The 14753-nt window shown below is 65.7% G+C and carries 11 protein-coding genes; 6 read left to right on the forward strand and 5 right to left on the reverse strand.

The window, feature by feature from the left end:
* Positions 1–69: 69 nt before the first annotated feature.
* The 4 genes from VW23_RS00785 to VW23_RS00800 all read left to right on the forward strand — a co-directional run bounded on the left by VW23_RS00785 (position 70) and on the right by VW23_RS00800 (position 7000).
* Positions 70–1113, forward strand: coding sequence for a trypsin-like peptidase domain-containing protein (locus VW23_RS00785; protein WP_069907699.1), 1044 nt, complete (start codon positions 70–72; stop codon positions 1111–1113).
* Positions 1110–2384, forward strand: a complete 1275-nt coding sequence (locus VW23_RS00790; protein ID WP_069907700.1) for an effector-associated domain EAD1-containing protein — start codon at positions 1110–1112, stop codon at positions 2382–2384. Before VW23_RS00785 ends, VW23_RS00790 begins: the two co-directional genes overlap by 4 nt.
* On the forward strand, positions 2384–4861 hold the full coding sequence (locus VW23_RS00795; protein ID WP_069907701.1) for a DNA/RNA non-specific endonuclease: 2478 nt from the start codon (positions 2384–2386) through the stop codon (positions 4859–4861). Before VW23_RS00790 ends, VW23_RS00795 begins: the two co-directional genes overlap by 1 nt.
* 102 nt (positions 4862–4963) lie before the next feature.
* Positions 4964–7000 carry a DNA/RNA non-specific endonuclease gene (locus VW23_RS00800; RefSeq protein WP_069907702.1) on the forward strand — a complete coding sequence of 679 codons (2037 nt, stop codon included), beginning with the start codon at positions 4964–4966 and terminating at the stop codon, positions 6998–7000.
* 285 nt (positions 7001–7285) lie between these two features.
* Here the strand turns inward: VW23_RS00800 and VW23_RS00805 are convergent, their stop codons facing one another.
* From VW23_RS00805 to VW23_RS00825, 5 genes are all read right to left on the reverse strand, one after another.
* Positions 7286–8254 carry a class 1 fructose-bisphosphatase gene (locus VW23_RS00805; RefSeq protein ID WP_084645402.1) on the reverse strand — a complete coding sequence of 323 codons (969 nt, stop codon included), beginning with the start codon at positions 8252–8254 and terminating at the stop codon, positions 7286–7288.
* An 87-nt stretch (positions 8255–8341) separates the two neighbouring features.
* Positions 8342–9127, reverse strand: coding sequence for an SDR family oxidoreductase (locus VW23_RS00810; RefSeq protein ID WP_069907703.1), 786 nt, complete (start codon positions 9125–9127; stop codon positions 8342–8344).
* The gene (locus VW23_RS00815; protein ID WP_069907704.1) at positions 9124–10056 is read right to left on the reverse strand and encodes a dihydrodipicolinate synthase family protein; all 933 of its coding nucleotides are present in this window, start codon (positions 10054–10056) and stop codon (positions 9124–9126) included. The genes VW23_RS00810 and VW23_RS00815 overlap by 4 nt, the downstream gene beginning before the upstream one ends.
* A 72-nt stretch (positions 10057–10128) precedes the next feature.
* Complete coding sequence (locus VW23_RS00820) at positions 10129–11001, reverse strand: amidohydrolase family protein (RefSeq protein WP_069907705.1); 873 nt, start codon at positions 10999–11001, stop codon at positions 10129–10131.
* Positions 10998–12695, reverse strand: a complete 1698-nt coding sequence (locus tag VW23_RS00825) for an IlvD/Edd family dehydratase (protein ID WP_069907706.1) — start codon at positions 12693–12695, stop codon at positions 10998–11000. Before VW23_RS00825 ends, VW23_RS00820 begins: the two co-directional genes overlap by 4 nt.
* Before the next feature lie 294 nt (positions 12696–12989).
* Here VW23_RS00825 and VW23_RS00830 point away from each other — a divergent pair, with 294 nt between their 5' ends.
* Together VW23_RS00830 and VW23_RS00835 are read left to right on the forward strand one after the other, a co-directional pair.
* Complete coding sequence (locus VW23_RS00830; RefSeq protein ID WP_425285190.1) at positions 12990–13985, forward strand: Gfo/Idh/MocA family protein; 996 nt, start codon at positions 12990–12992, stop codon at positions 13983–13985.
* A gap of 33 nt (positions 13986–14018) precedes the next feature.
* Positions 14019–14684: a GntR family transcriptional regulator gene (locus VW23_RS00835; RefSeq protein ID WP_055884157.1), complete on the forward strand. Its 666-nt coding sequence runs from the start codon at positions 14019–14021 to the stop codon at positions 14682–14684.
* Positions 14685–14753: the final 69 nt, after the last annotated feature.

The raw sequence follows: 14753 nt of genomic DNA on the forward strand, positions 1-14753 counted from the left end.
CAGGGGCAGTGTCCCGAAGTAAACCTGAACGTGCACGGCAGTCGGCGGACATCTTGAGGGGAAGGTTGGATGTCGAAATGGAGTCGAGAGGAGCTGACGCGCCTGCGCAAGGTGCTGGCGCGGCTCTATCCGGGCCGGAAGGCCGCGACGACGCTGGCCGAGGACGCCGGGCTCTCCGTACTCGACATCGATTTCGATGGCAGCGCCTACGACATGTGGGCCAGCATCTTTCAGCATGCGGAACCGCGCGACAAGATTGACCCCCTGCTCGATAAGGCGCTGGCCGACAATCCTGACAACGAGGACCTGCTGCGAGCCAAGCAAAGGGCGCTGCCGCCCCCGCTCGACGGGCCGGATATCGGTGACTGGCGCGGCGCGGCCGACCAGCCCTCGCTGGAAAAGATCATCGGCCCGCGCAGCACCCTGGTGGACGTGTCCTATCTTGAAAAGGGTATGCTGCGGGCGCGGGCCGTGGTCCGCATCAAATACCCCGATGGCAGCTCCGGCACAGGTTTCCTCGTGACTGGCGAGATCCTCGTCACCAATAACCACGTCATCGCCACCGCCGAGGCGGCAAAGCTCGCCGTCGCGCAGTTCAACTACCAGGGCACGGTCGAAGGGCTCAGCGCCGAGGTCGAGGCGCTTTCGCTCGATCCGGACAGTTTTTTCCGGACCTCGAAGGCGGACGACTGGACCGCGGTACGCATCAAGGGTACGCCGAGCGCCCGCTGGCCGGCGCTCGAGCTTATTCCGGCCACGATCGCCAAGGGCGATCACGTCAACATCATCCAGCATGCCGGGGGCGGGCCCAAGCAGATCGCATTCTCGGCCAATGTCGTGGTTTTCGTCGGGGACGGACGCGTGCAGTATCTGACCGATACGCTGCCCGGCTCGTCCGGCTCGCCGGTCTTCGATATGGGCTGGAACGTTGTCGCGCTGCACCATAGCGGCGGCTGGCTGACCGAACCCAAAGCCAGCACCAAGACCACCTATTTCCGCAACGAGGGGATCGCCATCGACCTAGTCATTGCCGGGCTGGCCGACCCGCCGCAGCCCGATGCTGGGCCCGATGCTCCGCAGGTCGGGCCAGGCGCCCAGCAAGGTGAACGATGAGCGCTTTCGGCGACCTCGTTCGCAGCCTGGCACAGCTGTTTCCCACCAAGGTGCGGCAGAAGGAGCTGATCCGCGAGGCAGGCTTTGACCCCGAGGCAGTGGATTTGAGCGGCGCGCCTCGGGAGGCCTGGTACAGCATTTTCTCTTATGTGCGGCCACGGCAAGGCGAGGACGCGCTGCTCGATGTCGTGCTGGCCGCCGAACCCACGGCGGAGCCGCTCGTGCAGGCCTACCGCGTGGAGAAGGCCCGCAACCCTGACCGCCCGCCCGATGACGTCGATATCGACATAGAGCGAACTGTCCGCGGCATCGAGGCTGCTGGCGCCCTGCCAGAAGATGTTCTCGCCGCCCTCGTCGCGGCCAAGGGGCGGCTCGAGAAAGTCAGCACGGCGATAAAGACCCTGTTGGTCTATAAGGAGATGCATGATCGGCTGCAGAAGCAGCAGGTGCTCAGCGGCAGCGGCCGCCAATTGCGGATTGCGGCTCAAAACATCGCCGACCCCGCGCAGGGCCTGCTGCTCAAGGGGCATTTGCAGCGCCTGCAGCGTCTGCTCAAGCAGACCCCCGCGTGGCTCGATGGCCTTGATCCGAACCTGCAAATGCCGGAGCGCGATTGGCTCCAGGATTTCGAAGACGGCATGAAGGTGCTCGAAGCCGCCGTGAACGCCGGCGACTCAGATGATGCACGCGCGGCGTTCGATAGTCTGCGCGCGATCCTCAGGGGGGCGACGGCGCATATGGACGGGCGCATCTTCGAGACCGTGACGTCGATGCGGCTTCACGAGGTGCCGGACATCCTGATGGTCATCGCCGACGCCCTCGATGCGGACGATCCCGCTTCGCCCGATATCGTCGATGCCTGCAGCGCCATGACAAAACTATCCTCCCTGCTGCTTGACCGCGTCATGCGACACAGGCTTTGGCAGGAAGCGGACAACCGCATCGAAGAGTTGTCCGACCTGGTCTTGTCGACCGGCGCCGCAATTCCCCCCAGGGCCACCAGGCTGTGGCGCGCCTTGAGCCAGGGCATGGATACGCTGCTGGACCAGAACGACACCGAGCAATGGCGGGTGGAGATGGCAGAGTGCGTGAAGGCCATGCAACAGCGCGTGACCACCGAGCTCGCCGATGACGACCTGGTGCTCGCACTGGAAGCCTACCGCGACGTAGCGCTCAACCAGTTCGTCGAAGTCGACACCGCGCTCAAGCAGAACTGCACGTCCCTGCACGGTGTCAGCACGCCACTCGATCAGTTGCTGAGGAGGCTTTGATGGTCGCCAAGCCCAGGCCAGTTTCGGCTTCCATCGAAGATCCCAATTCCCTGGCCGCGCTGCGGTTCATGCATCTTGACCTGATGGCGCGGGCGCACGATCCTAATCCACCCACCGTGCAGCAGATATCCGAGCTGTTGCGGCGGCTTGAGCTTGCTCTCGAACAAAGTTCGAACGACCTCGACCGGGGCGCTCTGTCGCGCATGATCCGCTATTGGCGGGAGCGGGGCGGCGAAGCCGTAGCCGCGCAGCAGAGCGAACCATCGCCACCACCACCACCGTCCGGATGGCTGCCCGGACCCGGCCAACGCGGTGCGTCGGAGCAACGCGTCGCACCCGATGAGGCCAAGCAGGAGAGCACCTATATCCGCCTCGCCGCGCTGGCCCGGCAGTGGCAGGAGAGTGGGGGCTCGAAGGGCTATCTGCTGACCGACAAGGCGCTGGAGGAAGCCGAAGCGTTCGTTGGCTATGACGAGGGCATTCGCAAGCTGGTGGAAGCCAGCCAGCATCGGCAGCGCGACACCACTCAGCTCACCCTGGGCTTCCTCGCAATCATCGTCGTCATCCTCCTCGGGCTCCTGGCCTTTGCCTGGTGGCAATATCTCGAGGCAAGTCGCAGCGCCGAGCTGGCGCGGCAGAGTGCAATAGATGAAGCGACCCAGCGCGTGGCGGCCGAGGCAAGTGCTGCTGAGGCACGCCAACTGGCCGATGGCCTGCGCCTGCAGCGCGTGGCGGCTGAACAGGCGCGCGACAATGACGCGAGGCGGAGCGGCAGGCTGGTGGCGCTGCTGACCGATGCGATTGTCGAAAAGGTGAGCACAGGAGCCCTCCCGCTGGACGGGCTCACTCCGGAGGTCCGCTCGACGGTTCTGGCCAGTATCGAGACCAGCCTCGCGAACAGGACGATCACCAAATCAAGCCTGCCGGCCGGGGTGCAGGTGGCGCTCTACGACCGTCAGCCAGACGTGCTCGCCGAACTCGCCGGCAGTTCCCTGCTCAACGGCTACGACCAGTCGATCATCGGGGTTCCGCTTCCCGTGCCGGCCGAGCCGGGGCGCGTCGGCCTCTATGAGGCTGGAACACCAATTCCCTATGTGAACTACAGCCTGGTGCTCGACCAACAGAGGCGCATCGCGCTGTTTGCGGCAATCAATCTCAATCGGGAGCGGCGCGTGGCCCTGCCGGGCGCCGACCTGCCGTTCAAGCTGGACTCCAGGGTGCCCATCGAGGCCCAGAGCGATGATCGCTGGTTCGGCCCCGGACCAGAGGCGCTTACGCCTGGAGTGCTCGCCCCGCGCGATTTCGTCTCCTGGGGGCCGGTATTTTCTGCGCCGGAGGCGCTCGAGGGACGGCTCGACCGGGTTGTGCTCGTCGGGACTAATCGGGTCCCGCAACTGGCCGGTTTCAATCGAAGCGGCTGGATCGCACTGCAGCAGTGGATCCTGACCCAACACAACCCCATCGCCTCGCAAGTGACGGTATTTGCCGGGCCGGTGCTCGACGACGAGGACCCGGTAATCAATGGGGCCAAGATGCCGCGTGCCTACTGGGCCATCGCCATCTCCAACCGATCCCGCGACCTGCTCCAAACATCCGGAGACCCTGCCTCGCTCATTGTAGATGCATTCGTGGTGCAGCAACTCGGCGCCCAAGGCGATGAGCCGGCGGGCAACGCGGCCTTCAATCCCGACATCCACCGCGTTCCAGTCGCCACGATCGCCGCGTTGACCGGGCTCGACTTCGGACCGGCGGTCGCTGCCGCAGACGCGGCCAACGTACAGCCCTCGCTGCCCGGCCCATCCGGCTTGCCGCTCACCGAGCGCATCGCCGAACTCGACGCGCCCGACGCGAGCACTCGGCAGGTCGTCGTTCAGGATATGGTCGACGCCTTCCGGAATGACACAGCAAGTGCAGCCGACCAGCGAGTGCTGGCGGAGCAGCTTTCAGCCGCAACACGTTCCAGTTCGACCTGGACGCTTAACGGCCGCTACAACCTGCTGTTCGTCCTGTCGCAAGTTCCCGCAGAGAAATGGAGCCAACCTGATTGGGCTGCGGTGCAGGCAAGCGTGGGCAGCGATGTGAGGTCGTTCGAGACCGAGGCGCAGCGGGGGAGCTTCCCGATCGGCCCGCAGACGCGCTCACTGCTCAACCAGTTGAAGCGCAATCTTGGCCTTGCTGAACCAACGACCGGCGATCGGCCGCGGGCAACCGTGTACTTCCAGTTTGCCGGCATGACCCGCGCCGAAGCGGAGGCCGTCAGCGGCGAGCTTACGGCGCTTGGCTGGACGATACCGGGCGAAGAGCGCACCGAGCGGGCGGTCGGGGTAAATGAAGTGCGATTCAACCCGATCTCGGCCGAGGATAGTGCTGCGGCCGAGCAGCTTGTCACGGACCTGAGAAATGCCGGACGCATGGTGCGATTGGCTCCCACTCGACTGATCGAGCCGGGCTTCCTCGAAGTCTGGATCAGCAAGTGAAGTGTGGGGCAGGGGCGGCTTCGACGTCGTCGCCTCGCGCGGATTGCTTCAGTGGAGGCGGACGTAACCAGATCGGACCAATAGACCACGGGGGAGGACGTTATGCATAGTTCGAGTGAGAAGCTGGCACGCCTTCGGCAGTACAATCGTTCGGTGCTGGAGGGCGATCCGGAACTGGCGACTGAGGCTCGCGACCGGGAGCCGGTGCTGGAGATGGCTTTGGAAGGTCTGGCGGTCGAGGATGTCGACAGCCAGATCGAACTCGAGAGCATTGCCATGCGGCGATACCGGCCGGTGCTCGATATCAAGCAGAACACCACGGTGCTCGAGTTCAACGACCAGGCCGACAGCGAAATCTGGCGTGAGCGGCTCAACACGGCGAAATCGGCCCTCGACGGCTTCATCCCAGGCATCGGCCGCATCGACCTTGAAGGAGCCGATATGGCCTGGGTCGGCACCGGCTGGCTGATCGACGAAGCGATGGTCGTGACCAACCGTCATGTCGCGAGGGAGTTCGCGGCACGGGGCGGATCGGGCTATGTGTTCAAGATGGGGGAAGCGGGGCGCATTACCGCTTCGGTCGATTTCCTGCGGGAGCTCGGGCGCAGCGAGCAACTGGTGTTCAAGCTCGTCCGGCCTCTCCACATCGAGCCCGAGCCCGGCCCGGACGTGGCGTTCTTCGAGATCGAAATTCTGTCGGGGGATGCCAAGCTTGCCACTCCGCTGACGCTGGCGAGCCGCGTCGAAGTGAGCGACAACGTCTCGACGATCGGGTACCCGGCCTTCGATAGCCGGATCCCCGAACCCGACCTGATGCGGAGCATCTATGGCAACCGCTATGACCATAAGCGGCTGGCGCCAGGGGCCGTTACCAGTGTCGAGGCGACCCACTTGCTGCACAATTGCACGACGCTGGGGGGCAACTCGGGTTCGGCGGTCATCGACAATAACAAGGGTGAGGTGATTGGGCTGCATTTCAGCGGCCGGTTCCTCACCACGAACTATGCCGTGCGCGCCGATATCGTCAGGCAGCTCCGCGACGACCTGAAAGCCGGACGGCTTGGCGCCGGACGAACGGAGGCGCCACGTCGAACCGGAGGGCTGAGCGCAACAGCGAGCGCCGTGCGGGCACCCCAACCTGGCGCCTCGCTGTCGATCCCCCTGACGGTGAGGGTCACGGTGGAAGTCGACCGAGACCTGCTGCTGGGGCGCGCCGGATCCGTCGCGGCGGGGTCTCTAGGCGACAATTCCGGTGATGTCAGCGACGACAGCGAAGCGGTTGCCGAAGACTATCGTGATCGCAAGGGCTATCTCGAAGGCTTTCTCGGCGAGGCGGCGAGCGTGCCGCTACCGACGGTCGATTGTGGCGACGTGCTGAGTTTCGACAGCAATGGCAGACCCGAGACGGTGCTGCGCTATCAGCACTTCTCGGTGGTGATGAACAGCAGACGGCGCATGTGTTATTTCAGCGCCTGCAACATCGACGGCAACCTCGCGAGGAAAGCCGCCCGGGTGGGCTGGAAGTGGGATCCGCGCATCCCCCGTTCCATGCAGATCATGAACGAGTGCTACGGCGATCCGCCCAAGTTCAGCCGCGGCCACATGACCCGTCGCGAGGACCCCAGCTGGGGAACGCCGGAAGAAGCCAAGCGCGGCAACGAGGACTCGATGCATGTCGCCAACGCGACGCCGCAGATGCAGGCCTTCAACGCCCCGATCTGGCTGGCGCTCGAGGACTACGCCTTGCAGCACGCTCGCGAAGACGACATGAAGATTTCGGTGTTCACCGGTCCCTATTTCGCAGCCGACGATCCGGTATTGCACGGCGTGAGGATCCCGGTGGCGTTCTGGAAAGTCATCGCCTTCATCCACGATGAGACCGGCAAGCTCTGTGCCACCGGCTACGAAATGGACCAGCGCCAGAGCCTGCCATCGGAAAACGAGTTCGTCTTCGGCGGCTTCACCTCGCCGCAGCTGGGCACCGCAACCCAGGTTCCGATTCATGCCATCGAGGCTCGCAGCGGCGTGAGCTTCGGTCCACTCGCAGCGCTCGACCCCCTGGCGACAGCCGAGGAGAGCATGGCGGGCGGGGAGGCGCGCGCTCCACTGCTGGCGATCGAGCAGATCCGCTTTGTGTAGGTGAAGCGAGAGTCAGATCTCGCGATGCCGTGGCTTCGTCATGCGCCGTAAGTATGTTTTGCTTCTAGGGGGCCGCAGCACCCCAAAAATCAACCAGAGACATGTCTTCTCAAGCAGGCCGCTGAACTGCCTAATGATGAACCGAGCCCGTGACGCCGCCGTGACCACTATAGAACGGCGGAACCGCGTGAGTTCAGCGGGCGGCGACATGCTTGTCGGTCGAGCGTTACGCGTAGCCGGGTGGCTCGCGGTTTGTGATCCAGGCCGCCTCGCGCGCCTGAATCCTTAACGCCCCTCGTCCACCACATACCCGACATACTCCCCCACCTGCCGCTTCGACCCCAGCACCACGGAGATCCGCTGGTGAATATCGCTCGGGGGAACATCGAGCAGGTCGAGCTGGCCGGTGGTGGCGCCGCCGCCGGCGGTCTTGACGATCAGCCCCATCGGGTTGGCTTCGTAGAGCAGGCGGAGCCGGCCGCCGCGTTTGGCGGTTTCGCTGTCGGATGGATAGAGGAAGATGCCGCCGCGGCTGAGGATGCGCAGCACCTCGGCCACCATCGAGCCGACCCAGCGCATATTGTAGCGCTGGCCCAGCGGCCCGAGCTCGCCCGCGAGGCAATCCCGGATGTAGCCGCGGGTGCCCTCGTTCCAGAACCGCTCGCGGCTGGTGTTGATCGAAAACTCCGGCATGTCCTCGGGGATCCGGATGTCCGCCTGGACCAGCTCGAATCCGCTGCCTGAGAGCACGAACAGCTCGACCGTCTGGCCGAAGGTCAGCACCAGCGAGGTCGCCGGGCCGTAGGCCACGAACCCCGCGGCGAGCTGGACGCTGCCCGGCTGCAGCAGGTCGACTTCGGTGGTGGCGGGAATGATCGAGAAGATCGAACCCACCGTGACGTTGACGTCGAGGTTGGAAGAGCCGTCGAGCGGATCGAACAGCAGCCCGTGCGTTCCGCCCTCGGCAAGCCGGATGGGATGGTCTTCCTCTTCGGAGACCGCCCAGGCGATAGCCGGGTTGGCGCGGCAGCGCTCGAGAAAGATGCGGTTCGCCTCGATATCGAGCGGCTTTTGCGCCTCGCCCTGGACGTTGGTCGTTCCCGCCGTGCCCGACAGGCCGGCGATCGGGGCGGTGCGCAGCACCTGGGCGAGCTCGGCCGACGCCGCAGCGACATCGGCGACGATCGCGGCGGCGGCGGCCAGTTTGGGGTTGGTCGCGATGTTGGCGAGATAGGCGGAGAGGGTGGTGCTCATTCATCTGCCACGTGGGGAAACCGGCACGACGCTAGCGTGCAGGTCCCCCGCGCGACGAGATAGACATTGTGCGATTGGCGGTTCGGCCTACACCGAACGGATCATCCCGCCATCGACGCGGATCCTGGCGCCGGTGACGTAGCCGGCGCGGTCGCTGGCGAGGAAGGTGACGACGTCGGCCAGCTCCTCGGGCTTGCCATAGCGACCGGCCGGGATGGTGGCGAGCGAGGCTTTGCGTACCTCGTCGAGGCTGAGGTTCTGGCGTTTGGCGGCGGCCTCGTCGAGTTGGTCGACCCGGTCGGTATGGACGCGGCCGGTGACGATGATGTTGACCGTGACATTGTCGGCCGCCACTTCGCCGGCGAGGGTTTTGGACCAGCCCAGCACCGCGGCACGAAGCCCGTTGGAAATGGCGAGGCGGGGGATCGGGGATTCGACGCCCGACGAGGTCAGCGTGACGATGCGGCCCCACTTCCGCTCGACCATTTTGGGCAGCAGGGCCTGGGTGATTTCGATGATGCTCAGCACCATGGCGTCGAAGCCGCCGGCCCAGGCATCCGAGCCGGTAGAGCGCGCCTCGCCGGGGGCCGGGCCGCCGGTATTGTTGATGAGGATATCGACGCCGCCCTGCGCCAGCACCTGTTTGACCAGCGCATCGCGGCTCGTCTTGTCGGTGAGATCGAGCGGCAGGGCGGTGATGCGGCCGGTGGCGCCGGCCTCGAGCTTGCCGTTGAGGGCGGCGATTTCGTCGACACTGCGCGAGGCGCCAATCACCTCGGCCCCCTCATTGGCGAGCGCGATGGCGATGGCGGCGCCGAGGCCCTTGCTGGCGCCCAGCACCAGGGCTTTGCGATGTTCGAGCCCGAGTTTCATGCACCGATCTCCGCGAGACGTTTGGCTTGGGCGCTCAGCAACCTCTCGACATCGGCGATATCGAGGGCGGAAAGTGCCGGACGTGGCTTGCGCAACGCACCGGATTTGATGACGCCGCGCTTTGCCAGCACATATTTGCGCGCTGCAAGGCCGATGCCCTGCTGCTGTTCGTAACGGGCGAGCGGCAGATAGGCTGCAAACAGTTCGGCGGCGCGTTCGAGATTGCCGGCGACGTGCTCGCGCACCACGCCGACCATCATTTCGGGGTAGCAGAAGCCGGTCATCGCGCCATCGGCGCCGCGACCCATCTCTTCGGGCAGGAACAGCCCGCCATTGCCGCAAAGGATCGAGATGCGACGGGTCTCACCCTTGTCGGACGAGGCGCGGAGCGCGGTGATCTTCGCCAACCCCGGCCAATCCTCGTGTTTCAACATCACGCAGTTGGGCACGTCCTTGATGATCCGGTCGATCACCTTGGGGACGATGGTGACATTGGTGGTGAGCGGATAATCCTGCAGCACGAAGGGCGTGTCGCCGAGCGCCTCGCCCACCGACTGGTAAAAGCCATAGGCCTGGTCGTCGGTCTTGATGGTCCAGGGCGGCGCCACCATCACCCCGGCGGCGCCTTCGCCCATCACGGCGGTGGCCAGTTCCTGCATCGGCGCGAGGCCGGGGGCAGAGACGCCGACCACCACCGGCAGGCGGCCATCGAGCCGGCGCAGCACCCGCTCGACGACGAGCTTTGATTCCTCGGCGGTGAGTTTCGGCGCCTCGCCCAGTTGGCCCAGCACGGTCAGCCCGTCGACGCCGGCCGCTTCGTAGAAATCCACCATGCGATCGACGCTCTCGAGGTCGAGCGCGCCGTTCTCCTCGAACGGGGTCACCGCGATCACATATACGCCGCGGGCCGCTTCGGTCAGTCTGGTCATCTTGGGTCTCCGGTCGGTCCTCTGGGGGAAGGCGATGCGAGCTTCGATCCCCGGGACAAGAAAGAACTCTAACTAGCGGGAAAAGAACAGCGTTTGTGCGTTGGTGACGAGCACCTGGTGCGCGACGCCGGCGTCCCCCAGCCAATCATGGGTCAACTCGATCAACTCGGCATCGTCGGGCATCTGATCGAACAATTCGGTATGCGGCCAGTCGCTGCCCCAGAGCAGGCGCTCGGGGTGCGAGGCGAGGAGCTGCCGCGCCGCATCGGCGAAAGCCGAGTAGCCGGCGACATGGGTCAGCCGATAGGGGGCCGAGAGCTTGGCATAGCAATCGGGCGTCTCGAGCAACTGCTGGATCTTCGCCACCCGTGCGCTGGCATCGGCGGCATCGAGGTCGAGAAAGCCCAGATGATCGAGCACCACCGGGCAGGCGATGGCGGGCAGCAGCGCGGCGATCTCCTCGAGCTGCGCCGGGCGCACCTGGAACTGCAGCATCCAGCCGAGATCGGCGATGCGGGCCGAAAGCGCCGTGATCGAGGTGAAAGGCAGGCCGCCCTTGTTGCGGGTGTTGACGCGGACGCCGCGCACGCCCAGGGCATCGAGGCGCTGGAACTCGGCCTTGTCGGTCTCGGGATGCAGCACGACGATGCCGCGGAGGTTGGCCCGGTCGGCGGCCAGCGCTTCGAGCAGCACGCTGTTATCGAAGCCATAGACGCTGGGTTGCACCAGCACGCCCTGGGCGATGTTCACCGCGGCGGCGTAGGCCTGCCAGTCGGCAAGCGTCCGCACATGCGGGGTGTAGCTACGCCGGCTCGCCAGCGGGACGCCGTCGGCAAAGACGTGGAAATGCGTGTCGACCGTGCCGTCGGGCAGCAGCGCCCTCGGGGCGCGGCTCAGCGGCCGAGGCGGCAGGCAGAGCGGCGCGTCGGCTGCCGTGAGGCTCACGAGTCCTGGTCCTGCATGAAATCGAAATCGGCGCCTTGGTCGGCCTGGGTGACGTGGCTGTGGTAGAGCTGCGCATAGCCGCGCGGCGGCGCCGGCTGGGGCGCGGGCAGGGCGGCCATTCGCCGGTCGAATTCGTCGGCGGGGATATCGAGGTGGATACGGCGCGCCGGCACGTCGAGGACGATGAAATCGCCGTTCCGGACGATGGCCAGCGGCCCGCCATCGGCCGATTCCGGCGCGATATGCAGGACCACGGTGCCGAAGGCGGTGCCGCTCATCCGGGCATCGGAAATCCGCACCATGTCCTTGACGCCCTGCCGGGCGAGCTTGCGCGGGATCGGCATATAGCCGGCCTCGGGCATGCCGGGCGCGCCTTTCGGGCCGGCATTGCGCAGCACCAGGATATCCGCGGGACTCACGTCGAGATCGTCGCTGTCGAGCCGGTTGGCGAGATCTTCGGTGTTCTCGAACACCACGGCCCGGCCGCGATGCTGCATCAGGGTCTTCGAGGCCGCCGACTGCTTGATGATGGCGCCGCGCGGCGCGAGGTTGCCTTTCAGCACCGCCAGGGTGCCGATCGGCTTCAGCGGCGCCGCCATGGTGCGGATGATGGTCTGGCCGGGCTCGTCGACCACCGCGTCGATCACTTCGCCGATGGTCTGGCCGTGGATGGTCGCAGCGCTGGTATCGAGCTCGGAACGCACTTCCTTCAAGAGCGCCGGCACGCCGCCGGCCTGGTGGAACTGCTGCATATAATGCTGGCCCGAGGGCTGCAGGTCGACCAGCAGCGGCACGCGCTTGCCGACTTCATCGAGCAGGTCGGTATCGAGCTTGATGCCCAGCCGGCCGCAGATCGCGGCAAGGTGCACCACGGCATTGGTCGAGCCGCCCATCGCCTGCAGCGCCACCATGGCGTTTTTGAGCGCCGCGGGGGTCAGGAGCTCGCGTACCGTCGGGCCGCCCTCGGCGGCGAGCCGCCCGGCAAGCCGGCCGGTTTCCTCGGCGAGGCGGGTCCGCTCGGCTTCGGTAGCCGGCGCCGAACCGCCGCGGGGCAGGCAGAGGCCCAGCACCTCGGTGAGGTTGGCCATGGTGCTGGCGGTGCCCATCACGGTGCAGGTGCCGACCGAGCTGACCAGCCGGTTATTGACTTCGTTGATCTCGGCTTCGTCGATTTCGCCGGCCCGATAGCGGCCCCAGAAGCGGCGGCAATCGGTGCAGGCGCCCAGCCGCTCACCCTTGTGGTGGCCGGTGGCCATCGGCCCGGTGGGGAGGAACACGGCGGGGATATCGCTGCTGGCGGCGGCCATGATCTGGGCCGGCAGGGTCTTGTCGCAGCCGCCGATCAGCACCACGCTGTCCATCGGCTGGGCCCGGATCATCTCCTCGGTTTCCATCGCCATCAGGTTGCGCAGGTACATCGAAGTGGGCGAGGCAAAGCTCTCGTGGATCGAGATGGTGGGGAACACCATGGGCAGGGCGCCCGACAGCATGACGCCGCGCTTGGCCGCCTCGATCAACTGCGGGACGTTGCCGTGGCAGGGGTTGTAATCGGAATAGGTATTGGCAATGCCGACGATCGGCCGGTCGAGCGCATCGTCCGAATAGCCCATCGCCTTGATGAAGGCCTTGCGCAGGAACAGCGAAAAGCCCTGGTCCCCATATGTGGTCAGCTTGCGACGAAGGCCGTCCGGCACTTAATCCTCCTCGCGGCGCCTCGAAACACGCGCCGTTGTGGTGTTCCAAATTAGCGGCGCGCGACGGATTGTCAATAAACAAGCGCAGTCAACCTGTCGCAGATGTGTGGTTCTATCGGCCAAACCTTGGGCGTCAGGCGCATTTTGGCTAGCGATTCGTGGATATGCACCCGAAGCAGCGATAGATTGCGCTACGGGTTGATTATTGACAAAATGCCATCGAGGGGGCAGTGAAGCCGTAGTTGTCGCGGAGGAATGATGAGCGTGTCCACAAGCCCAGCCCGCCGCATCGGCATGATCGGAGCCGGCTGGGTGACTGGCTACCATCTGCCCGCATGGGGCCGGCAGCGCCACCGCGCCAAGGTGGTGGCGATCGCCGACCCGTCGGCCGCGGCGACGGCGCAGCGCGCGGCTGAGTTCGGGATCTCCGGCATCTACGCGAGCGCCGAGGCGATGCTGGCGGCTGAAGAGCTCGACGCTGTCGATATCTGTTCGCCGCGCGAAACGCATGCAGCGATGGTGCGGCTGGCTGGCAGCCGGCAGCTCGACATCCTCTGCCAGAAGCCGCTCGGCACCGATCTCGCCGAATCCGAGGCGGTGGTCGCGAGTGTCACGCCGCCGACCCGGCTGATGGTGCACGAGAACTGGCGCTTCCGCGCCTATTACCGGGTGCTGAAGCGCTGGCTCGACGAAGGCGCGGCCGGTGAGATCCGGCAGGTGAGTTTCGAGTTCCTGTCATCGGGGATGATTTTGGGCGCCGATGGGCTGCGGCCGGCTTTGGTGCGGCAGCCATTCTTCCGCACGCAGCCACGGCTCCTCGTCATGGAAGTCTTGATCCACCATCTCGATACGCTGCGTTATCTGCTGGGTGAGCTCGAGGTGGTGGCGGCGCGGCTCGAACGCAGCAATGCCGAAATCGTCGCCGAGGACGTGGCGGCCGTGGTGCTGCGCCGGCCAAGCGATGGGCTGGTGGTCAACGTCACCGGCAACCTCGCGGTTGCCGGGGCACCGCCGGCGCCGCGCGACCATTTGCGGATTTTCGGGACGCGCGGCACGGTGGAACTCGAGGGCGCGACGCTCAGGCTCGAAGCCGCTGTTCCCCGTGCGGAAGAATTCGATGCCGATGCCACCTACCAGGGCTCGTATGATGCGGCGATCGGGCATTTTCTCGATGGTCTCGAGACCGGCAGGCCCTTCGAAACGGCGCCCGAGGATAACCTCAGGACCTTGCGGCTGGTCGAGGAGATCTACCGCCTCAGCCGGTTCGACCCGGCGGCCGAACCGCGCTAACGTCATGCGCGTCGCGAGCAGTTGGAGGACCAGTTGACGGTCAGGGACGAGATAAGGCCAGGCGTTGTAGAGCACGACGATCTCACCATCGCGCGGGCGCTCGAAGAAGACATCATCTTCGGACGACTGGCGCCGGGCACCCGCCTCACCGAGGACATGCTGCTGGCCCGCTTCGAGGTGACCCGGCATTTCGCGCGCCAGGCGTTGGTGCAGCTCGAAGGCATGGGCGTCGTGGTGCGCGAGCGCAATAAGGGCGCCACGGTGCGCTCGCTGTCGCCGAGCGAGGTGCAGGAGATCTACGCCGTGCGCGAGCTGCTGCAGCGGCAAGCGGCGCTGTGGATCCCGCTGCCGGCGCCCGCAGCGCTGATCGCCGAGCTCAGCGCCATCCACGAGGAACATGGCCAGCACATCGAGGCGGGGTACCTGCGCGGCGTGCACGAAACCAACGACCGCTTCCACCTGACCCTGTTCGGCGCCTGCGGCAACTCGCACCTGGTGCAGTCGATCGAGCTCTACATGCGCCTCAGCCTGCCGGTGCGCGCCAACTCGATGGCCGACAAGGCCTCGCTCCGCATCTCGCATGAGCACCACCGGCTGATGATCGAAATGCTGAAAGGCAGCGACAACTGGGTGCTGGCGCAGCTCTGCGTCGACCATCTGCAGCCGAGCAAGCGGAATTATCTGAGCCATGTGAGCTGAGGGGCATCTCAGAGCTCTCAGTCGGCGTCCCTCTCCCGCTTGCGGGGGAGGATCGCCCACGCGAAAGCG

The sequence above is a fragment of the Devosia insulae DS-56 genome (genome assembly GCF_000970465.2).
GTDB lineage: Bacteria > Pseudomonadota > Alphaproteobacteria > Rhizobiales > Devosiaceae > Devosia_A > Devosia_A insulae.

What these genes read in the sequence shown, in the direction of transcription:
- VW23_RS00785 (WP_069907699.1), top strand. Translation starts at nt 70, where the DNA reads ATGTCGAAATGGAGTCGAGAGGAGCTGACGCGCCTGCGCAAGGTGCTG.
- VW23_RS00790 (WP_069907700.1), top strand. Translation starts at nt 1,110, where the DNA reads ATGAGCGCTTTCGGCGACCTCGTTCGCAGCCTGGCACAGCTGTTTCCC.
- VW23_RS00795 (WP_069907701.1), top strand. Translation starts at nt 2,384, where the DNA reads ATGGTCGCCAAGCCCAGGCCAGTTTCGGCTTCCATCGAAGATCCCAAT.
- VW23_RS00800 (WP_069907702.1), top strand. Translation starts at nt 4,964, where the DNA reads ATGCATAGTTCGAGTGAGAAGCTGGCACGCCTTCGGCAGTACAATCGT.
- VW23_RS00805 (WP_084645402.1), bottom strand. Translation starts at nt 8,254, where the DNA reads ATGAGCACCACCCTCTCCGCCTATCTCGCCAACATCGCGACCAACCCC.
- VW23_RS00810 (WP_069907703.1), bottom strand. Translation starts at nt 9,127, where the DNA reads ATGAAACTCGGGCTCGAACATCGCAAAGCCCTGGTGCTGGGCGCCAGC.
- VW23_RS00815 (WP_069907704.1), bottom strand. Translation starts at nt 10,056, where the DNA reads ATGACCAGACTGACCGAAGCGGCCCGCGGCGTATATGTGATCGCGGTG.
- VW23_RS00830 (WP_425285190.1), top strand. Translation starts at nt 12,990, where the DNA reads ATGATCGGAGCCGGCTGGGTGACTGGCTACCATCTGCCCGCATGGGGC.